The organism is Acinetobacter sp. S40, assembly GCF_016624705.1.
Classification (GTDB): domain Bacteria; phylum Pseudomonadota; class Gammaproteobacteria; order Pseudomonadales; family Moraxellaceae; genus Acinetobacter.
Genome location: NZ_JACVTU010000008.1, coordinates 44,558 through 65,702, shown reverse-complemented (window position 1 = coordinate 65,702; position 21,145 = coordinate 44,558). Strand labels below are relative to the sequence as shown.

Here is a 21,145-nt window from a genome sequence, read left to right as displayed (position 1 = left end):
TAAGAAGAGTTTTTTATTGCGATAATTATTTAGAAATCAAATGTTACGCCGAGTTTATAAGTTCGCGCTTCACCAATAATAGCGTAGTTGTCATTAAACACACCCGCCCAATACTTTTTATTCGCGATATTATCTACATTTGCTCTAAATGTGGTATCTACTCCGCCTACTTTGACTTTATAGCTTGCACCCAAATCAAAGATCGTATAGTCAGGCAGTTTAAGAGTATTGGTGCTGTTTAAATATTGATCGCCCACGTGAGTAACACGCGTATTTACATTTACACCTTCGAGTACAGGAATAGCATAATCCAAACCTAGAGATGCTGTAAATTTAGGGATGCCGTAGATCGTATTACCTTGGTTAGTTAGAGCTTTTTTATATTCAGCATCAATATATGCTAAATTACCAATTACATTTAAACCATCAATAATGTTTCCTGAGAAAGACCATTCAATACCACGACTACGCGTTTCAGCATCATCTGTCGTAATTTGAGTTTTTCCATTTGCATCAGCGCTCGCAAATTTAGTTGTCATCAGGTCTGGTTTTTCGATTTGATACAATGCAAGAGTATTTAACCATGAACCTAATTGATATTTCGCTCCAAATTCATACTGTTTAGTCTGAAAAGGGGCAAACGTCTTTCTGTAATTCACATCTGTTGCATAAAGAGTGTCTGACAAATCTTTGCCTTGAGACAATCCTTCTACATAACTACCATAAAGTGAAAAATTCTCTCCAAAAGGTTTAACTACAATACCAACACTTGGTGAAACTTTGTCATCACTGTATTTAGTATTTGTGGTTAACGCTTTAATATCCATGTCTTGATAACGTGCTCCTAAAATTAGTTGCAATTTATCATCCAGCATAGAGAGTTGATCCGTCAGCGTGTAACTAACATACGTGTTATCAGCGTAAGGTACAATGACTGGATAGGCAGATGGCATCATGCCATTCGTACTAGGATTATATAAATTAGTATTGAAATTAGAGCTTGTAGCAGCTTTATGCTGACTGTACTCACGAGATAAATAATCTGCACGTAGCCCTAATGTATGCTTAATAAAACCTGTTTCAAATTTACCTTCAAAACCAGTATTTGCAGCAAAATCATGTTCCTTTGATCCTACACGATAGTACTGTGAGGTTGCATCACCAGTAGCCGCATTTTGTACAATCATACGTGTACCGAAAAGATGACCCGCGTATTCTTTTTCAGCATACCCAGTTCCAGCAAAAACTTTCCAATTAGGGGTAAACTTATACTCTCCTGATAATCCCACGTATTCACTATTTTGTTGACCGTGAATATTAGAAAAGTAGTTACTATCCCCTGCTGGCGCGGCAATTACTTGTTTAATTGTCCCCATAGAAACCATGGCTGGTGAACCATTATCACGTTTGTCACGTAAAGCATAAGCATCAAAATTAATTTTTAACTTATCGGTTGTATAGTCAAGGGCAATAACACCTGAAGCATTCTTATCTTCCATTCCCTCAATAATATGTTCACCTTGGCCATAAGATGCGCTGGCACGAGCACCAAATTCTTTATTTTCACCAAAACGGCGGGCTACATCAAAACCCGATTTATAATAACCACCATCTTCGTACATCGCTGAAACTTGAGTAAGGTCTTTATTCGCACGCTTAGTCTGAGCCATTACAACTCCGCCCACACTCCCTGCTGGTGCCATACCTGCTACCAATGCATTGGGGCCTTTAAGCAAAGAAACAGAATCAAGGATATCTGTTGGAATACGTCCTGTCGGAGCCATTCCAAATAAACCATTAAGGTTATAATCCTCAAAGCCTACAGAAAAACCACGAATCTGCACATTTTCATTTAAGTGTCCAGCATTTGTTGTTTCACGAATACTTGGATCATTTCGAAGTACTTCTGAAACAGTCGAGGCTTGTTGATCCTGAATTAACTTGTCCGAATATGTCGTTACAGAGAATGGGGTATCTATAGTTGATTTTTCACCCAAACTTCCTAAATTAGATTTTTTCTTTAATTTTCCAGAAGCATAGTTATCTTGTTGATCCGCTTTAACAGTGATCGTCGGCAGCACAACATTTTCTTCTGCAAAAGCAAAAGCTGGAAGTGCGATAAGAGACAAAAATAATATATTCTTTTTCACGTTATTTCCCCATAAAAATTGGGGGCAATTATATAAGATAAAATCCTAAATGAGAATAAAAATGATTACGAATTAAAATATCTTTTCTTTTTTTCTAAACAGCAGCACGTAAAAAAGTTGCTGCTGTCTAGTTGAATTATTTTAGAACTTATAATTCAAGGATACAATGTAGGTACGTGGATCACCATAAGTTCCATTTGATACATTCAGATGGTATTCTTCATCGCCCACGTTATTAACATTAAGACCTAAAGCAAAATCACGGGTTACTTGGTATTTCGCCATCAAATCTATTACTGCAAAAGAATCTTGTCTATTTGCATCGTAAGCAGCACCAGATAAAGTTGCATCTACGATTTCACTTTGCCATCTAATGCCCCCGCCCAGTTTAAGCCTCTGATCAAGAACTGGCAGATTGTAAGTTGTATAAAGTTTAAATTGTTGTTTTGGATAATCGCGATTGATAGTTTGACCAATCGATGTGGTTTTGGCATAGGTGTAACCCGTCTGGATGTTCCAATGAGGAAGAATTTGCCCATTTGCCTCTATTTCAAAACCTTCTGTTTTGGCTTTTACGCCCTCATAAATACTTTCTCCAATATGGGGACCATCAGCAAAACTGCCTACATAGTTTGCAAAATCCTTGAGATTGGATTGAAAGTAAGCAGCAGATAAATTTAGCTTATTCTCATAAAAGGCTGCTTTTAAACCGCCTTCATAGCTATCCCCTTGAACAGGCTCTAATACCGAATAATCCGCATTTCGCTCAGCTTGGGGCATAAAAATATTGGTGTAACTTACATAGGCAGTAAGATATGAGGTCAAATCGAATGTCAGCCCTGCGTAAGGCGAAGCTTTATCTTTTGAAAAATCAGCTGTCGATTCGCTGGCAGTGGTTTCTTTATAGTCATAACCTAAACCACGCACACCTAATATAAGGTGCAATCTATCTGTCGGATTTAAACGTGTTGCCGCATAGTAGCCATATTGCGACATATCAGTTGTATTTGTTTTTCCAGTTGTATTATACAACGTTGCTGGAACAGGAATATAACCGTTCCACGTATCCAGATTTACCCAATCTGAGCCAATCGCTCGATCATAATAAGGGTCATCTGCTTGCACATTTTGATAGCTCACACCAACCATCATCTGCTGTTCACGACCCAAAAGCTGATAAGGCCCTGACGCAGAAATATCCAGACCATGTAACTCTGGATGAAGTTTCTGGTAACCTGCCGTCACTCGACCTGTATTATCTGCATAATTTGCGGTACGTCCTGGATTTGAACCGACAACAGCATAAACCGCATCAGTATCCTGCGTTAAATAATTATAGTTAGCCTGTACTTTCCAGCCATTATCAAAGCGATGTTCCAATTCAATAAATGCATTAATCGTATCAACATTCCCATAAGCCCAACGTGCTGCTGAGTTATCTTCTCGATCACGAGTACTCAAGACACCATTACTATAATTGGTAAATGCATGCACACTTAAACCTTTAGATTTGGCTCGTTGATATAAAGCACCCACGTTTAGAGTCGTATTAGCGTCTAAATCAGCTCCCAAAGTGGTATAGAATAATCCAGAATGAGAATCTCCCCAATTCATAAATGAATCGTAGTCATCATAAGAGATGACTGTGCGACCACGCACTGTTCCAGATTCATTTAACGGTGTTTGAGCATCTAAAATTGTACGAAAACCCGCCCATTTATCATCAAATGAAGACGTACTTAAGTTGAGACTTCCTGTAGATACTTTTGACGTTGCAAGCTTTCTATTTAAATTAATTGATGCACTTGGATATCCCACTCCAGAAGTTAATCCTGTTGCACCTTTTACTACAGTAACATTTTCATAAATCGAGGGATCCAGCGTACTCATCGACATACCTGTTCGACCCGTTGTTACTGGTGTTGAAATCACGCCATCAATCAAGAAATTATTTACTTTGGAGCCTCGTGCATAATAACTTGCATATTCTCCACCTGTCCCTACAGCGCCAGCAGCACCATAACGCTGTTGATAAATACCTGGTGTTTGATCTAGCACTTCGCTCAGTGCTTTTAGTTGTTGATCTTGTATTTGCTCGGCAGTAATTACACTTACTGACTGTGGCGTATCTTTAAGTGCCAAATCCATTTTTGTAGCAGCATTGGTCTTTTTTACCGTATAACCGTGTTGATCCTGCCCCTCGGCTTTCAGTTTGATTATAGGTAAAACATCATCAGCATGAAGAAAACTGCTGCTTGCTGCCATGAACATCATGACTGAAATTATTTGTGCTAATTTTTTGGGTTGAGTATTAAACATTTAAGTACCCCTGTATAAAATTAGCGCAATACTATAGCAATTAATAACGATTATCACTAACATTATTCATATTATCTCCACAATTGTGATTGTATTTTTTTATGTAATTTGATCAAAAAATAGTTATTTTCACTGAATGTTTATTAAAAATTTAAGGTTTTTTTAATTTTTATAAAAAACTCTTTCAACAAAGTTTATACCCATCAATTAAATAATAGTGACGGTCATCATTATTCACATAAAAAAGCCACCAAAAATGGTGGCCCGTAGTAGGATTTTAATCTTTTTGTACACTTCCAAAGATTTTATCTCCCGCATCTCCCAACCCAGGTACAATATAACCTTGGGCATTAAGACCCTCATCAATAGAAGCCGTATAAATTTCAACTTCAGGATGCAATTCCTGCACTTTTTTAACGCCTTCAGGGGCAGCAACGAGAACCATAACCCGTATATCTTTACAGCCACTGGCTTTAAGGACATCAATCGCTGCAACTAAAGAACTACCAGTCGCTAGCATTGGATCAATAATCATAGCAATACGATTCGCGACATCAGGAACTAATTTTTTATAATAAGTACGCGCCTGTAAAGTTTCTTCATCACGCTCTAGTCCCAATACACTTACTTTGGCACTAGGAATCAGGTTAAGTACGCCTTCTAGCATACCAATACCTGCACGTAAAATCGGAACAATCGTAATTTTTTTACCCGCAATGCGTTGAGTTGTTACTTTACCAGCCCAACCATCAACATCATGATCAACCAGTTGTAAATCTTTCGTCGCTTCATAGGTCAGAAGCATCGTAACTTCTTGCGCAAGTTCACGAAAATTTTTTGTGCTGATATCCGAACGACGCAATAAGCCAAGTTTATGACGAATCAGAGGATGACGGATTTCTTGAATGGGCACGGGAGAACACCTAAAACAACATTAAACTTTTTATATTATAAAGAATTTTGCTCACGAAAATTAAAAAACCTCCACGAATGGAGGCTTTTTTTGTTAAAACTTAAACTTAGTGTTGTTGAGATAACACAAAATGTAAAGGAGATAAAATCTCGCCTTCTAACGCCAGTTTAATCACTGGATCTGGATAGATACCAATAATTAAGACCAGTGCAGCTGCAGCCAAGACCATGATACCACCTACTTTTTGGCCCCAATGCTTATCCGCATCGATACGTGGCACATCTGGCGGCGTCATATACATGACTACCATAACGCGTAAGTAATAATACAGACCAATACCACTACCCACGATAATCATCGCGGCAAGGAACCAGTGCTGGGTGGTTACCGCAGCCATTACGACAAGAAATTTACCAATGAAGCCAGCGGTCAATGGAATACCAGCCAAAGACAACATCATTACAGTTAAGGTTGCGGTTAATACTGGACGACGCCAGAATAAACCACGATAGTCAGCCAGACTTTCTGCTTCATCAACATTATTGTAGGGGCTAGACATCAAAGCAACTGCACCAAACGCACCAATTGTCGTCAATACATAAGTCACAACATAAACGGTAACGCTACCCAAACTCGCATAGGTCATGCTAATAAGCGCAATCAACAAATAACCAAAATGAGCAATGGATGAATAACCCAAAATACGCTTCAGATTTACTTGACGAACAGCCAACAAGTTACCCACTAAAATCGATAGTACCGCAATAACCGTTAAAATCGTAACCAGTGAATCAACGAGGATTGCACCTGAAGTCAACATATAACGAACAAAGAGACCAATCGTTGCTACCTTGGCAGCGGATGCCAAAAAAGTAGCCATAGGGGCTGGCGCACCTGCATAAACATCTGGTGTCCATTTATGAAATGGTGCCAATGAAAGCTTGAATGCAACAGCAAAGATAATCAGAGCCAGGCCTAAAATCACCATTGGCTGGCGAATAGCATTAAATAGTGCCTGTACAGAATCATAGAATGACAATGAACCTGTATATGAATATATATATGCCATACCCATCAATAGCATCGCAGATGCAGTGGCCGAAAGTACAAGATACTTCACCCCTGCTTCTAGTGAACGACTACGTTGATAAGTGTATGCAAGCATGCCATAAACTGGAATCGACATTAACTCAAGACTAATGAAGAAAGAAGCATAATGCGCACTTGCAACCATCAGCATTGCACCTGATACCGAAATCAGAAGCAACAAATAGAGTTCTTCGCGATTATCTTTGTAGGTTTCAATATAAGCATGTGACAAAGTACAACATGCAAGTGAAGCCACAATAATGAGTAATTGGTAGATCAGCGTAAACGGATCTACCATAAACATTCCCATGACATTGGAAGGCACAAAATGCCCCCCAAACATCGTGAAGAGAATATAAGCTGCTGCAAGATTTAGACCCACCACCGAAGCCGTTGCAATTAAATTATGGTTACGTTTAATTGCAATCAGGATCATCACGACAACTGCAGTCAAAGCCACAATCATCACAGGTGCCAAAGGCATGAGCTGAGAAAAAGACATTGTGAAGTTCATGATTTATTGGATCTCCACATTACTAAGCTGAGTCGCTGCTTGCTGAGTCAGATCAACCGCAGGTTGTATAGGACTATAGCTATTGGCTAACCATTGCATGCTTGAGTGAGACATGTCGAGGAAAGTTTGAGGGTAAAGACCTAACCAGACTAAACCAATCAAACAGATCATTAGAATACTCAATTCACGCAAATTCAAATCTTTGAGTGGTTGAGTATAATGCTGTTTTTGTTCAGGATTTGGTTCACCAAACAATGCGCGGTGAATTAAAATCAGACCATATAAACCTGCTAATACAAGGCTAACCGCAGCGAGGATCGTGAATACAGGATATTTGTTGAATGAACCCATAAGGATCAGGAATTCACCAATAAAGTTACCAAGTCCTGGGATACCAACCAAAGCAGCCACAAAGCACATCAGGAAGAACGGTAAATATTGAAGCTGTCCGCGCAGACCACCCATCAAACGCAAGTCACGCGTATGCAAACGTTCATACACTTGACCAGACATAATGAATAAAGCCGCAGATGATAAGCCATGTGCCAGCATCATGATCATAAGACCCTGATACGTCAGGATATTACCTGCATAGATTGCCAGAAGTACGAAGCCCATATGCGAAATAGAGGTATAAGCAAGCAAACGTTTCATATCTGTTTGCTGATACGCACACCACGCACCATAGAAGATACCAATCAAACCAAAAACAATCGCGATATCTGCAAACTGTGCAGAAGCCGCTGGGAAGAATGGAATCACAAAGCGCAGTAAACCATAAGCAGCGGTTTTAATCAAAATACCTGCCAAATCGACAGAACCCGCTGTAGGGGCTTGAGCATGTGCATCGGGTAACCAGCCATGTAATGGAAATACTGGCAACTTAACCGCGAAACCAATAAACATACACACCATAAAGGCATAAGCAACAGCTGGTGCTTGCTGATCAAGAGTATTAGCAACTGCAAGCAAGTAGTTATAATCAAATCCGATTGAACCCGTCATCATGTAGCCATAAACCACAAGACCCAGAATACCAATCAGCATGATTAAACCTGCAATCTGGGTATAAAGGAAGAATTTGGTTGCCGCGTAGACACGTGAACGACCATTTGAACCTTTATGACCCCAAAGTGCGATCAGGAAGTAGATTGGAACCAGCATCATCTCCCAAAAGAAGAAGAATAGGAACAAATCAACCGCAAGGAAAACCCCGATTACCCCACCTAATGACCACAATAGGTTTAAGTGGAAGAACCCGACATTTTTTTGGATTTCGCCCCAAGAACAACCGACTGCTAACACACCTAGCAATGCAGTTAATCCCACCATTAACAGAGAAAGTCCATCAACAGCAAGGTGAATGTTAATCCCTAAAGTTTGAATCCAAGGAAGATTAAACTCCGCTGACCACGTTGGAACTCTAGCACCTAGTTCATAATGAAATTGGCCGCTTTGCCACAATGCAAGCGTCAACCCCAAAGTCACTAACATACCAATTAACGCAATCCAGCGCGGTAAATGCTGATCAAGCTTATCGACCAGCCAGCAAATAAAACCAGCAATGAAAGGAATTAAAATCAGCGCGGGTAAAATTAAATTGTTTTCCATTTTATTTCCCCACCACTTGAATAACGATAAGGATCATCAACAGTACCACTATACCAAGCGACATGCTGGATGCGTATTCACGCAATGAACCCGTTTGACGTGAACTGGTAAAGCTATTACCACCTTTCACCAGTGCAGGAAGCACCAGCCACAGTCCATCAATTGGATCACGACCTACAAGTTTCGCAATAAACAGATAAGGTTTTACAAACACGATGTTATACAGCGCATCGAAACCAAATGCAGTACGGCAAATATGCGCCAATCCTGCACCTAAACTGGTTTGAGCAAAAGATTTCACCCCAGCATAAGCAAATACAAACAATAAGATACCGACAATTAACCCTACAATCGCGACACCGCTTGCCAAATGCTCAGCATGAGAAACTGCAGCTTCCAAATTTTCTGGAATCATAAATGCAGGAATATTAGCGCTGCTTAATAGCTTCAATACTGGAGCTTGTAAGAAATAACCAAAACCAGTTGATAAGAATGCAAGAATCGCCAAAGGTCCCCAGTAAGTCACGCCATGAATAGCATGCGCTTCTGTTTTCTCTTCGCCAAAGAATACCACCCAGATTAAACGGAAGGTATAGATTGACGTTAAGAAGGCACCAGCAACACCTACCCAGTACAACGTATGGTAAAGCGGTAAGTTTGCAATTGTCGATTGTGCATATACTGCACCTAGAATTGCATCTTTAGAGAAGAAACCTACTGTCACGATTGGGAGCGCCGCAAGCGCACCACCACCGATCACGAAACACCAGAATACAAATGGAATCTTCTTACGTAAACCACCCATTTTGAAGATATTTTGTTCGTGATGACACGCCAGAATCACCGCACCAGATGACAAGAATAATAAAGCTTTAAAGAACGCATGTGCCAACATGTGGAACAGACCCGCTTGATAAGCTTCTGCACCCACAGCCATAAACATATAGCCCAACTGACTCATAGTTGAGTAAGCTAGAATACGCTTGATATCGGTTTGAACCAGCGCTGCAAAACCTGCTACCAACAACGTTACTGCACCTGTAATTGAAATGAACTGCATTACCGCAGGTGCCATTTCAATCACTGTATGCATACGGCTTGTCAAATAAACACCCGCTGTTACCATCGTTGCAGCGTGGATCAATGCTGAAACAGGTGTTGGGCCTGCCATTGCATCTGCTAACCATGTTTGCAATGGAATCTGTGCAGATTTACCCGCGGCACCCAAGAACAACATCAACGCTGTCCAAATCGAAAGTGATGAACTTTGTGTCATCACCGTTGCAGCATTTTCAACGATGTATTGAGTATTTAACGTACCAAACTGTTGATAAAGCAGAAATAATGCGATTAGTAAAAATACGTCACCAATACGCGTTACGGTAAATGCTTTAATAGCCGCCCAACCATTATCTGGATTTGAATAATAAAACCCAATCAATAGATATGAACACAGACCTACGCCTTCCCAACCCAGAAATAATAATGCAAGATTATCACCAAGAACCAACACCAACATGCTGGCAACAAACAGGTTGAAATACGAGAAGAAACGTGCGTAACCTTCTTCACCACGCATGTACCATGAAGCAAAGATGTGGATCAGAAAACCTACACCCGTGATCATACCTGTCATAAGTAATGACAAACCATCTAGATGCAGCGTAATACCAGGCGCAAAACCACCAACATTAAACCACGTCCAAAGATGTTGAACAAAAATAGGTTGCCCACTACTAGTAAATGCCAACCCTGCAATTAACGCAAATAATGCAGAGAGTCCAACAGAACCCACACCAATAATCGCAGCTACATTTTCAGAGAGCTTATCGCGCCCTGCCGCTAAAAGAATAAAACCGATTAGCGGAAAAAGAATCGTTAAATATAAAGTACTCATCCGCGCATCTCACTAGCAGCATCCACATCCAAATGATGGAAGCGATGGTAAAACTGAAGGACGATCGCAAGACCAATACACGCCTCTGCCGCAGCAAGGGTCAAAATCAGAATAAACATAATCTGACCATCAGGTTGTGCCCATGCACTACCAGCCAAAACAAATGCCAATGCAGCAGCATTCATCATGATCTCAAGGCTCATGAGCATAAAGAGAAGATTGCGTCGCACCATGACACCGTAAAAGCCCAGTGCAAAAAGAATGGTTGCAACAATCAAACCATGTTCTAAAGGGATATTGCCCATTGTTATTGTTCCCCTTCCGCACTTGGTTCACGTTTACCTAAGTGGAATGCTGCAACCAAGGCTGCAAGCAATAACATCGCGGCAACTTCAACCAATAATAAATAATGAGTAAAAAGTGCTTGACCGACTGCTTTTGGACCGATCACTTCACGTCCCATAACTTGCCCTGGTATTGTGTAATCACTGGATAACATCCACACCAAGATCAAACCGAGTAAGAAACTCATGAGTGCGGGAACAGCCCATGTTTCAGAGCTTAACCATTTACGTTCCTGTTCAACGGTATGCTGACCTAAATTCAGCATCATTACCACAAACACAAACAAGACCATGATTGCACCTGCATAAACGATGATTTCAAGCGCACCCGCAAATGGAGCGCCAACAATCATGAAAATACCAGCGACTGCAAGGAGTGAAACAATCAGACTAAGTAAAGCATGTACTGGATTCGCATTGGTCACCACGCGAATCGTAGAAACTATGGCCACGAGAGCCATCAAATAAAACGGCCACATCATGGTAATAAACTCCGTACATCAATAGGTGCACTTTCTTTTTGCGCCTGACCTTTACCTTTACCATCAATTGCCATACCAGCAACACGGTAGAAGTTATAGTCAGGATATTTGCCTGGCCCAGAAATCAGTAGATTTTCTTTTTCATAAACCAAGTCCTGACGTACGTACTCACCTAACTCAAAGTCAGGAGTAAGCTGAATGGCTGTCGTTGGGCAGGCTTCCTCACACATTCCACAGAAAATGCAACGCGAAAAGTTGATACGGAAAAATTCTGGATACCAGCGACCATCTTCTTTTTCTGCCTTTTGTAATGAAATACAACCGACTGGACAAGCCACCGCACACAGGTTACATGCTACACAGCGTTCTTCACCATCTGGATCACGGGTTAGAATAATACGGCCACGATAGCGAGGCGGTACAATTTCCTCTGCTGGGACTTCAGGATAAAGAATTGTGTCACGTTTACGTGTTATGTGGGTAAATACCATCCACAAAGTACGAACGATTGACCCAACTCCAGCTAGAACTTTATACATTTTGTACTCCCTGCTGTCTTAGGCCTGATTCATCAGAATCACAGCACCAGTCACGAGTAAGTTGACTAACGCCAGCGGCAAACAAATTTTCCAACCAAAGTTCATCACTTGGTCATAACGCGGACGCATTAACGAACCACGAGCCAAAATAAACATCATCATAAAAAATGCTGTTTTAATAATGAACCAGAACACAGGTGGAACAAACGGAATTTCAAGGTTAAATGGCGCGAGCCAACCACCAAAGAATAAGGTCACAATCAAGGCAGAAATCAGCACGATATTCACGTATTCTGCAACGAAGAACATCCCCCACTTCATACCACCATATTCGACATGATAACCTTCAGCCAATTCCTGTTCAGCTTCCGGCTGGTCAAATGGATGACGGTGAGTCACCGCAACACCAGCAACCACAAACACCATAAAGCCAATAAACTGAGGAATAATGAACCATACATCACGTTGTGCTTCTACGATTTCACGTAAATTAAATGAACCTGCAATCGCCACTACACCCATCAGGGAAATACCCAAAAACACTTCATAAGAAATAGTTTGAGCAGCAGAACGTAGACCACCAAGCAAGGAGTATTTGTTGTTTGATGACCAACCACCAAAAAGCACCGCATAAACTGCGATACCTGCCATTGCCATAAAGAACAATAGACCAATGCTCATATCCGCAACGCCTAGCGTTGGGCTAACTGGAATCACCATAAATGATAAAACCGCAGTTGCCATTGCAACTGCCGGTGCCATACGGAAAGTCAGTTTATCGGCAAACTTAGGTGTCCAATCTTCCTTAAACATGATCTTGAGCATGTCTGCCACAATTTGGAACATCCCACCTGGACCAACACGGTTAGGTCCATAACGGTCCTGCCAGAGAGCCAAAAGACGGCGTTCAATAAATGACATTAATGCCGCAATCAACACCACTACTAGCATAATCACAATAGCTTGAACCACTGCATAAGCAATTGGCCAATTCTCAGCCCAAAGCGGTGTTTGACGCATAATTTCTTGTTGCATGAATTACACTCCTACCGCGACTGATACAGGTTCGGCCAATGACACTGTAGGTGCCAAACCAATTGGATAACCGATATAACCCGTTGGTAAATATTCAATCACCTGTACAGGTAAGCTAACTGTAGTTTCACCTGCTTGTACTGAAATGCGTTCACCGTCTTTCAGATTTAAACGTGTTGCATCTTGTTCACCTAAAGCAAAAGTTGCTTCTGGAATACGAGACTGCATGGCTGGTGTTTTAATCGTGAATTCACCCGATGCAAAAATATGATGCATGGGTACTAAGCGGAAGCTTTCAGGATTCACTGGTGCAACTGCCGGTGCAACAAAGCTACGTGCAGGACGTTTTGGTAAACGATCAAATAAACGAATACCTGAATCACCGCCTTTTAGATGTCCCCCGACTTCATCCTGATATTTATTCCAAGATTGTGGCGAGTTCCAACCCGGTGCCCATGCAAACGGTACTAATGACGATGCTTTTTGTGGGCCGACATAGCCTTCCATTGAGAATGTTAAGGCAGAGTCAACGTCGATAGGTTGTTTAGGTTCATGCACTGAAATTGGAGCGCGAAGTGCAGTACGACCTGAATAACGACGTGGTTCACGTGCAATTTTCAAACCATGCACACGATAACCTGCATCAGGTGCAACATCCTGAATAGCTTCTAAAACAGGAACATTTTTCACAACAGATTCAATGACATCATCCAGTAAAGTCCAGTTAATTACTTTACCATTTAATCCAGTTTCAATGGCATGCAACCAGCGCCATGATTCTTTAATCGCATATTCAGGATTGTAATAACTTGGATCATAAACCTGATAGAAACGTTGTGCACGACCTTCCTGACTCACTACCGTACCATCACCTTCAGCAAAGCTTGCTGCTGAAAGCACGATATCTGCCTGTTTCACAGTTTCAGTTTCGCTGTGGTCTAATACGATTACAGTTTCCGCTTTTGCAAGTGCAGCTTTTACCTGAAGCGCAGGTAAACGACGGAATAAGTCGTTTTCCACAATTACGACAGTGTCATAATCTTGTGCAAAAGCTTGTTCCAAACTTTGTCCACCAAACAGCGCCAGACCCATTGAGTTCACTTCAGGTACGGTTAGTGTTAAACCAGCATTACCCAAATTTTGTGCAACTTGTGCAGCAGCTTCCATAATCGCTGGATCTTGTAAGCTTGTACCAGAAATCACTAATGGTTTTTTCGCAGCTTTTAAGCTATCGGCAATGCTTTGAGCAAAGGCTTTAGCATCATCGTCCAAACCATTTATGGTCTCACCTTTAACTGCAGCCGCAATTGCAAACCCAAGACGCGCAATGTCGTTTGGAGATGCAACTACTTCACCTGTCGCCACATCGGCTAAACGGGTCTGAGTCGCAGCAAGGATATAAATCGGAGATTTCTCATCCTGACCAATACGTTGTACAGGTTCTGCTAACCAATCTGGAGTACGACGATCTGCCGCCATTTGCTTGGCTTTATTTTTTGCTGCTTGACGAACAGATAGAGCCATACGTGGCGCAGTTTGCGTCAGATCTTCACCTAGAATCAATACCGCATCATAACTTTCAACTTCACGCATGTTCGGGTTATAAACACCCTCGGTTTGCATGATTGATGCAGCAAGTTCAACCAGATTCTGTTCTTTTTGTGACAATCCTGTTGAGTAGTTATCCTGTCCAACTAACTCACGTAGCGCATAGTTAGATTCAAGGCTAGCACGTGGTGAACCAATCCCCAGTACTTTTTTTCCCTGAAGTTTCACAATCACTTCATCAAGTGCCTGATCCACTGAAACAGAACTTATCGCTTCACCGACACGGAACTGTGGTTGACGTGGACGATCTGAACGGTTGACATAGCCCGTACCAAAACGGCCTTTGTCACACAGGAAGTATTGATTTACTTCACCATTAAAACGGTTTTCTACGCGGCGCAATTCACCATAACGCTCACCCGGAGAAATATTACAACCAGAAGAACAGCCCTGACACACACTTGGTGCGTACTGCATATCCCATTTACGGTTATAGCGCTCTGAGTGCGTTTTATCAGTAAACACACCTGTTGGGCAAACTTCAGTCAAGTTACCTGAAAATTCAGATTCTAATGTCCCAGACTCTGGACGACCGAAGTAAACACGTGATGCATTCGCATACACACCAAAGTCTGTACCACCTGCGTAATCCTTGTAATAACGCACACAGCGATAGCAAGCGATACAACGGTTCATTTCATGTGCAATAAACGAACCTAACTCTTGGTTATAGTGGGTACGTTTAGTAAAGCGGTAGCGGCGACGGTCATGACCCGTCATCACTGTCATATCTTGTAAATGACAGTGACCACCTTCTTCACAGACTGGGCAGTCATGCGGGTGGTTCGTCATTAAAAACTCAACCACTGACTCGCGAAAATCAACCGCTTCCTTATCTTCAATTGAGATAAAGGTATTGTCAGTCGCTGGCGTCATACATGACATAACCAGACGTCCACGCGTATCTTCAGCATTTGCATACTGAGTCACCGCACATTGACGGCATGAACCAACAGAACCTAAGGATGGGTGCCAACAAAAATACGGGATGTCGATGCCTAGGGACAAACATGCTTGTAGCAAGTTTTCTGACCCATTGACTTCATATGATTTTCCATCGACATGAATTGTAGCCATAGTCGAATTCCTTAAACTTGTTCTACGTGGCTGGCTTGGGCAACAGGACGATTAGTCACTTTTGCTTCAAACTCGCTACGGAAATATTTGAGTGCGCCCATTAGCGGCTCCATCGCACCCGGTGCGTGAGCACAGAAGGTCTTACCGATCCACAACTTTTTGGTGAGTTCAGACAAATGTTCAATGTCTTCCATCTTACCTTCACCATTTTCAAGTGCTTTCAGTGCTTTGACCGCCCAAGGTAAACCATCACGGCATGGTGTACACCAGCCACACGATTCACGCGCAAAGAATTCTTCTAAATTACGCACTGCTGAAACCATACACTGGGTTTCATCAACCACCATCAATAAACAAGTTCCTAAACGTGAACCTGCTTTCATGATGCTTTCTGAATCCATCGGAAGATCAATATGTTCTGCTGCCAAGAAATCAGTTGATGCACCGCCCGGTAACCATGCTTTGAGTTTCAAACCATCACGCATACCACCCGCGTAGTCTTCAATCACTTCACGTGCAGTAGTTCCAAATGGTAACTCCCAAAGTCCTGGGAATTTAACTTTACCGGATGCGCCATAAATCTTGGTGCCTGGATCTTTGGATTTCCCCGCAGATAAACCGATATACCATTCAGGACCACGCAACATGATTGCAGGTAAGTTGTTATAGGTTTCAACATTATTGACAATCGTTGGACGCCCCCATGCCCCAGCAACCTGTGGAAATGGTGGTTTAGTACGTGGATTGGCACGACGTCCTTCCAGTGAGTTAATCAATGCAGTTTCTTCACCACAAATATAACGTCCTGCACCTGTATGAACAAACAGCTCAAAGCTCCAACCCGTGTCCAGAATATTGTTACCTAAATAACCTTTAGCACGAGCCTGTTCCAACGCCTCATTTAAGTATTGGGCAGCTTCGATATACTCACCACGAATAAAGATGTAACCTTGCGTTGCCTCTAGGGTATAAGCAGCGATTAACATACCTTCAATCAATTGGTGCGGAAGACGTTCCATCAATAAGCGGTCTTTGAAGGTACCTGGTTCCATTTCATCAGCATTACAGATTAAATAACGCGGACCACCATCATTCGGTGCCATCAACGACCATTTAATCCCTGCTGGGAAACCTGCACCACCACGACCTTTTACCGTTGCCGCCTTAATGACTTCCAGAACTTCAGCAGGTTTCATTTCAATAGCTTTTTTAAAGCCCGCATACCCTTCTAAAGCTTCATAGTCATCAGCATTGCGTACATGTTCCTGTTTGCTCAAACGCCAAGTCAGCGGATGAGTTTCTGGATTACCTTCGCCATAAATCGGTTTTGGTTCAGTATTCATACATACTTCTCCAATAACTGCTTGACCGAAGATACCTCAACCAGACCATGCGTATCTTCATCAATCATTAAAGTTGGACCCTTGTCACAATTTCCTAAACAGCAAATCGGCAATAAGGTAAAACGGCCATCTTGCGTAGTCTGACCATATTGAATGCCAAGCTCGCGCTGAAATGCTTCAGCTAAAGTTTCAGCACCCATTAAGAAACAGGCAATCGAATCACACAATAAAATTACGTGACGCCCCACGGGTTGACGGTAAATACGATTATAAAATGTCGCTACACCTTCAAGATCCGCAACACTAATGGTCAATAGCTGCGCTATTGCATTCATTTGAGCGTCATCTACCCAGCCATTACGGCGTTGTACACACTTAAGTGCATCTAATGATGCCGCACGTGGGTAAGGATAGTGATGAATGTGATGTTCAATTTCATGGATTTCATCTGCAGTCAAAATCCCTTCAACATTCACACGTGGCTTTTTATCAGTCAAAATCATCATAATGCGTACCCCTTAACGATCCACGTCGGCCATAACCACATCAATGGTTGCCAGATAAATGATCAAGTCTGAGACCAGACTTCCGTTAATCACCGAAGGAATTTGCTGCAAGTGTGTAAAGGTTGGTGTACGAATACGGGTACGATAACTCATCGTTGACTTATCGGAAGTCAAATAATAGTTAGACGCGCCTTTTACGACTTCAGCCATCACTGATGCTTCACCTGCAGGCATAACTGGCCCCCACGACACACTTAAGAAATGCGTAATCAGGGTTTCAATGTCTTGCAAGGTTTTATCTTTCGGCGGTGGTACTGCCAGAGGATGATCTGCTTTATATGCACCAGACGGCATATTATCCAGACACTGTTTAACAATTTTCAAGGACTCTTCGATTTCACGATAGTGCACCATCACACGAGCATAAGCATCGCCTTCGTATTCCAGAGGCACTTCAAAATCGTAATTTTCATAGCCACTATACGGACGATATTTACGCACATCAAAATCAATACCTGTTGCACGTAAACCAGTTCCTGTTACGCCCCAAGCTAACGCAGATTTTGCATCATATTGGGCAACATTACGTGTACGGCCTTCAAATACAGAGTTTTTCAGTGCAGCAGTATGATATTCCTTCAACCGTTTTGGCATCCATTCGAGAATATCACGAATCAGTTTTTGCCAATTATTTGGAAGATCGTGTGCCGTTCCGCCGATACGGAACCACGCAGGGTGCATACGGAAACCTGTGATCGCTTCAATTGCGTCATAGATTTTTTGACGGTCAGCAAACATATAGAATACAGGAGTCATACCCCCCGCATCCTGAATCGCCGTACCGATATACAACAAGTGGTTATTGATACGGAATAATTCAGACATCATGACACGAATACATTGCGCACGATCAGGAACGGTGATTCCAGCAAGTTGCTCTACGCCCATGACATACGGCATGTTTTGTGCGCAACCGCCTAGATAGTCAACACGGTCAGTATAAGGAATGAAAGAATGCCACGTTTGACGCTCAGCCATCTTTTCCACACCACGGTGGTGATAGCCAATATCAGGTACACAGTCTTTTACTTCTTCGCCATCCAACTGCAAAATAACACGGAATGCACCGTGTGCAGATGGATGGTTAGGGCCCAAGTTCAAGAACATAAAGTCTTCATCCGCATTACCGCGTGTTAGGCCCCAATCTTCTGGGACAAAACGAAGATGTTCTTGCTCAAAATCCTGTTTCGCCTTGTTCTGCATATACGGCGTATATTCAGTAGCACGAGCTGAGTATTCCTTGCGTAACGGATGCCCTTCCCAATAAGTTGGCAACAAAATTCGACGCAGCATAGGATGCCCTTCGAAATTGATTCCAAACATATCGTAAGCTTCACGTTCGTACCAGTTGGCATTCGGCCAAATGTTAGTCGCTGTTGGAATGTTAATATCATTCTCATTCAATGCAACTTTAATACGAATATCACTATTACGTTCTAAAGATAATAAGTGATAGAACACTGTGAAATCAGATGCAGGTAAACCATCGCGGTTATTACGCAAACGCTCATCAACTGCAGATAAGTCAAACAGCATCACATAAGGACGTGATACCGTACGCAAGTACATTAAAACTTCTTGTATACGTGCGCGCTCAACCCAGACCGTTGGAAAATCTTCAAACGTTGGTTGCACGTAAAAGTTCTCGCCAAATTTGGCTTTGAGATCTTCTACGATTGCAAATGCTGGGCGGGAATCAACTGGCGTTGATTCTGGCATAGCAATGTCAGTTTCAGCCATTGGCTTGGCTTCCTATTTAATACAAATTTTGTCAATTTTCTTGATGAACCATATCCTACGAATATGTCAAAACTTCATCGTGAAAATTATTTAATTTCATCCATAGAGCGTAAGTTTTTCACCGCAATACGTTCAGCATTTTTGCGATCGCGTTCTGGCATCATCTTTGGCTTATACACTGGCTTAAGATCATCACCAATTACGGCAGAAAGTGGACGGCGCTCTAGCTGAATCTGGTCTTGAAGTAACATGAGTGCTTGAATCAAAGCTTCAGGACGTGGTGGGCAGCCTGGGACGTACACGTCAACAGGAATAATTTTATCAACACCCTGTACAACCGAATAAATGTCGTACATACCGCCCGAGTTAGCACAAGCTCCCATAGAAATGACCCATTTTGGCTCTAGCATTTGCTCATAAAGACGTTGAATAACTGGCGCCATTTTTACAAAACAAGTTCCAGCAACAATCATTAAGTCAGCCTGACGTGGTGAAGCACGAATAACTTCAGCACCAAAACGTGACAAATCATGTACACCTGTTAATGTCGTTGCATACTCAACGTAACAGCATGAAGTACCAAAGTTAAATGGCCAGACTGAGTTTTTGCGTCCCCAGTTGACCACATTGTGCATCACATCTTCCAAACGAGTCATGAAGACATTTTTATTGACTTCTTCCTCAAGTGGATCAGTAACAATTTGGCGTTCTTGCAATGGATATTGATCAGCACTCGGATTCGCACGGGTTAATGTATATTTCATCCCGAGTTACTCCTGTTCAAATGACGTTTTAGTCGCTGAAATAGATTTCATACGACCTGAGGATTGAGCTGGAATATGACCCGTAGGATCCATAACCAACTCCTCAATAGAGTTGAAGCGGGTAATATCAGCAATATTCATATGTGCAGAACCCACTTTAGGTTTAATTCCTGCTGACTTACGGCGATCCGCAGGAGCCCAGTTTAATGCACCTACAGCAAATGCATAAACCAAAGCAATCAACAAATCGACAACGAAAATCACGACGGTAGTAAAACCAAGCCAACCCACTTCACGAACTGAGGTTGCCCATGCGTATAGATAGAGCGCTTCAAGGTCAAAAACAACGAAGAAAATTGCAACCAGATAGAACTTTGCTGACAAGCGGATACGTGCACCACCTGCGCTGACGACACCTGACTCAAATTGCTCTTGCTTCGCGCGCCCCCACGATTTACCCCCTAGGAGCAAGGGAACGGTAAGCATAAAAACGCACAGAAATGTAACACCGATCACGAAGGCAATAATTGCCCAATCGTATGGAGTAATGGCACTCATGCGGGGATAACTCCTGGCAGGCCTATTATTTAACAAAGAATGTATGTATTGGCCTTCAAATACACCAAACATAAAATTAATCCCGCCAATTGTACCTGATTTCTAATTTCTGTTGCTAGTTGAAGCACCTTAGTCTTTAGGATGATTTTTTGGACAATTTTAGAAAACATATGGCTTGAACGCCAAATCCACTGGTAGTTATCGGTTTATCAAATCAATTCTCACATTATGATTATTTTTTTCATTTTCTTACATTTTAACCAATATTTCGGACATTTTTGTCCTTATTTAAATTTTGCTCTTTCCAAATCAACGTACAATGTATTTTTCCGGATTATTTTACTATTTTTTTAAAAAATATTATCTCGTTATTCCTGACTGCACAAAACCACATCAGAATCGAGTTTTGTCGAAAATTAAAGCATTAAAAAAGACTATCTCCAACGTAAAAGAGCATGCTATTTTGAGAATAGATCAGAGATTCCCCGTGTATTCTTTTTCTTCCGATTCAAAGAGAAATCGCTATAAAGAATAAAAATATTCGGGATCATCCGATTTATGAGCAAAGGAATACACGACAAGCAGAATCAATTTTA

General features: G+C 41.8%; 16 protein-coding genes. All 16 read right to left on the bottom strand.

The window, feature by feature from the left end:
- Positions 1-29: 29 nt before the first annotated feature.
- Positions 30-2,150 (bottom strand): TonB-dependent receptor, encoded by a 2,121-nt coding sequence (locus IAE19_RS11055; RefSeq protein ID WP_200460984.1) that lies wholly within the window; start codon positions 2,148-2,150, stop codon positions 30-32.
- A 141-nt stretch (positions 2,151-2,291) separates the two neighbouring features.
- A complete protein-coding gene (locus IAE19_RS11050) occupies positions 2,292-4,469 on the bottom strand; it encodes a TonB-dependent siderophore receptor (protein ID WP_200460983.1) in 2,178 nt (725 codons plus the stop codon).
- Between the two features lie 277 nt (positions 4,470-4,746).
- Entirely contained in the window at positions 4,747-5,382 is a 636-nt protein-coding gene (gene upp, locus IAE19_RS11045) for a uracil phosphoribosyltransferase (RefSeq protein WP_200460982.1), read from the bottom strand.
- A 106-nt stretch (positions 5,383-5,488) separates the two neighbouring features.
- The gene (gene nuoN / locus IAE19_RS11040) at positions 5,489-6,985 is read right to left on the bottom strand and encodes an NADH-quinone oxidoreductase subunit NuoN (RefSeq protein ID WP_200460981.1); all 1,497 of its coding nucleotides are present in this window, start codon (positions 6,983-6,985) and stop codon (positions 5,489-5,491) included.
- Positions 6,986-6,988: 3 nt separating this feature from the next.
- Positions 6,989-8,596 (bottom strand): NADH-quinone oxidoreductase subunit M, encoded by a 1,608-nt coding sequence (gene nuoM, locus IAE19_RS11035; RefSeq protein ID WP_200460980.1) that lies wholly within the window; start codon positions 8,594-8,596, stop codon positions 6,989-6,991.
- Between the two features lies 1 nt (position 8,597).
- Positions 8,598-10,493: an NADH-quinone oxidoreductase subunit L gene (nuoL, locus tag IAE19_RS11030; RefSeq protein WP_200460979.1), complete on the bottom strand. Its 1,896-nt coding sequence runs from the start codon at positions 10,491-10,493 to the stop codon at positions 8,598-8,600.
- A complete protein-coding gene (gene nuoK, locus IAE19_RS11025) occupies positions 10,490-10,798 on the bottom strand; it encodes an NADH-quinone oxidoreductase subunit NuoK (protein ID WP_004987386.1) in 309 nt (102 codons plus the stop codon). Before nuoK ends, nuoL begins: the two co-directional genes overlap by 4 nt.
- A 2-nt stretch (positions 10,799-10,800) precedes the next feature.
- A complete protein-coding gene (gene nuoJ / locus IAE19_RS11020) occupies positions 10,801-11,316 on the bottom strand; it encodes an NADH-quinone oxidoreductase subunit J (RefSeq protein ID WP_200461062.1) in 516 nt (171 codons plus the stop codon).
- Positions 11,316-11,858, bottom strand: a complete 543-nt coding sequence (gene nuoI, locus IAE19_RS11015) for an NADH-quinone oxidoreductase subunit NuoI (protein WP_004987388.1) — start codon at positions 11,856-11,858, stop codon at positions 11,316-11,318. The genes nuoJ and nuoI overlap by 1 nt, the downstream gene beginning before the upstream one ends.
- Before the next feature lie 18 nt (positions 11,859-11,876).
- Positions 11,877-12,893 carry an NADH-quinone oxidoreductase subunit NuoH gene (gene nuoH / locus IAE19_RS11010; protein WP_200460978.1) on the bottom strand — a complete coding sequence of 339 codons (1,017 nt, stop codon included), beginning with the start codon at positions 12,891-12,893 and terminating at the stop codon, positions 11,877-11,879.
- Positions 12,894-12,896: 3 nt separating this feature from the next.
- Positions 12,897-15,578: an NADH-quinone oxidoreductase subunit NuoG gene (gene nuoG, locus IAE19_RS11005; RefSeq protein WP_200460977.1), complete on the bottom strand. Its 2,682-nt coding sequence runs from the start codon at positions 15,576-15,578 to the stop codon at positions 12,897-12,899.
- Positions 15,579-15,589: 11 nt separating this feature from the next.
- Entirely contained in the window at positions 15,590-16,921 is a 1,332-nt protein-coding gene (nuoF, locus tag IAE19_RS11000; protein WP_200460976.1) for an NADH-quinone oxidoreductase subunit NuoF, read from the bottom strand.
- Entirely contained in the window at positions 16,918-17,427 is a 510-nt protein-coding gene (gene nuoE, locus IAE19_RS10995) for an NADH-quinone oxidoreductase subunit NuoE (RefSeq protein WP_200460975.1), read from the bottom strand. The genes nuoF and nuoE overlap by 4 nt, the downstream gene beginning before the upstream one ends.
- A 12-nt stretch (positions 17,428-17,439) precedes the next feature.
- The gene (gene nuoC / locus IAE19_RS10990) at positions 17,440-19,227 is read right to left on the bottom strand and encodes an NADH-quinone oxidoreductase subunit C/D (protein ID WP_200460974.1); all 1,788 of its coding nucleotides are present in this window, start codon (positions 19,225-19,227) and stop codon (positions 17,440-17,442) included.
- 86 nt (positions 19,228-19,313) lie between these two features.
- Complete coding sequence (locus IAE19_RS10985; RefSeq protein ID WP_004987404.1) at positions 19,314-19,991, bottom strand: NuoB/complex I 20 kDa subunit family protein; 678 nt, start codon at positions 19,989-19,991, stop codon at positions 19,314-19,316.
- A 6-nt stretch (positions 19,992-19,997) separates the two neighbouring features.
- A complete protein-coding gene (gene ndhC, locus IAE19_RS10980) occupies positions 19,998-20,549 on the bottom strand; it encodes an NADH-quinone oxidoreductase subunit A (RefSeq protein ID WP_200460973.1) in 552 nt (183 codons plus the stop codon).
- Positions 20,550-21,145: the final 596 nt, after the last annotated feature.

What these genes read in the sequence shown, in the direction of transcription:
- nuoN (WP_200460981.1), bottom strand. Translation starts at nt 6,985, where the DNA reads ATGAACTTCACAATGTCTTTTTCTCAGCTCATGCCTTTGGCACCTGTG.
- IAE19_RS10985 (WP_004987404.1), bottom strand. Translation starts at nt 19,991, where the DNA reads ATGAAATATACATTAACCCGTGCGAATCCGAGTGCTGATCAATATCCA.
- nuoL (WP_200460979.1), bottom strand. Translation starts at nt 10,493, where the DNA reads ATGAGTACTTTATATTTAACGATTCTTTTTCCGCTAATCGGTTTTATT.
- nuoJ (WP_200461062.1), bottom strand. Translation starts at nt 11,316, where the DNA reads ATGTGGCCGTTTTATTTGATGGCTCTCGTGGCCATAGTTTCTACGATT.
- nuoM (WP_200460980.1), bottom strand. Translation starts at nt 8,596, where the DNA reads ATGGAAAACAATTTAATTTTACCCGCGCTGATTTTAATTCCTTTCATT.
- nuoC (WP_200460974.1), bottom strand. Translation starts at nt 19,227, where the DNA reads ATGGCTGAAACTGACATTGCTATGCCAGAATCAACGCCAGTTGATTCC.
- nuoG (WP_200460977.1), bottom strand. Translation starts at nt 15,578, where the DNA reads ATGGCTACAATTCATGTCGATGGAAAATCATATGAAGTCAATGGGTCA.
- nuoI (WP_004987388.1), bottom strand. Translation starts at nt 11,858, where the DNA reads ATGTATAAAGTTCTAGCTGGAGTTGGGTCAATCGTTCGTACTTTGTGG.
- nuoH (WP_200460978.1), bottom strand. Translation starts at nt 12,893, where the DNA reads ATGCAACAAGAAATTATGCGTCAAACACCGCTTTGGGCTGAGAATTGG.
- nuoF (WP_200460976.1), bottom strand. Translation starts at nt 16,921, where the DNA reads ATGAATACTGAACCAAAACCGATTTATGGCGAAGGTAATCCAGAAACT.
- nuoK (WP_004987386.1), bottom strand. Translation starts at nt 10,798, where the DNA reads ATGGGCAATATCCCTTTAGAACATGGTTTGATTGTTGCAACCATTCTT.
- IAE19_RS11050 (WP_200460983.1), bottom strand. Translation starts at nt 4,469, where the DNA reads ATGTTTAATACTCAACCCAAAAAATTAGCACAAATAATTTCAGTCATG.
- ndhC (WP_200460973.1), bottom strand. Translation starts at nt 20,549, where the DNA reads ATGAGTGCCATTACTCCATACGATTGGGCAATTATTGCCTTCGTGATC.
- nuoE (WP_200460975.1), bottom strand. Translation starts at nt 17,427, where the DNA reads ATGATGATTTTGACTGATAAAAAGCCACGTGTGAATGTTGAAGGGATT.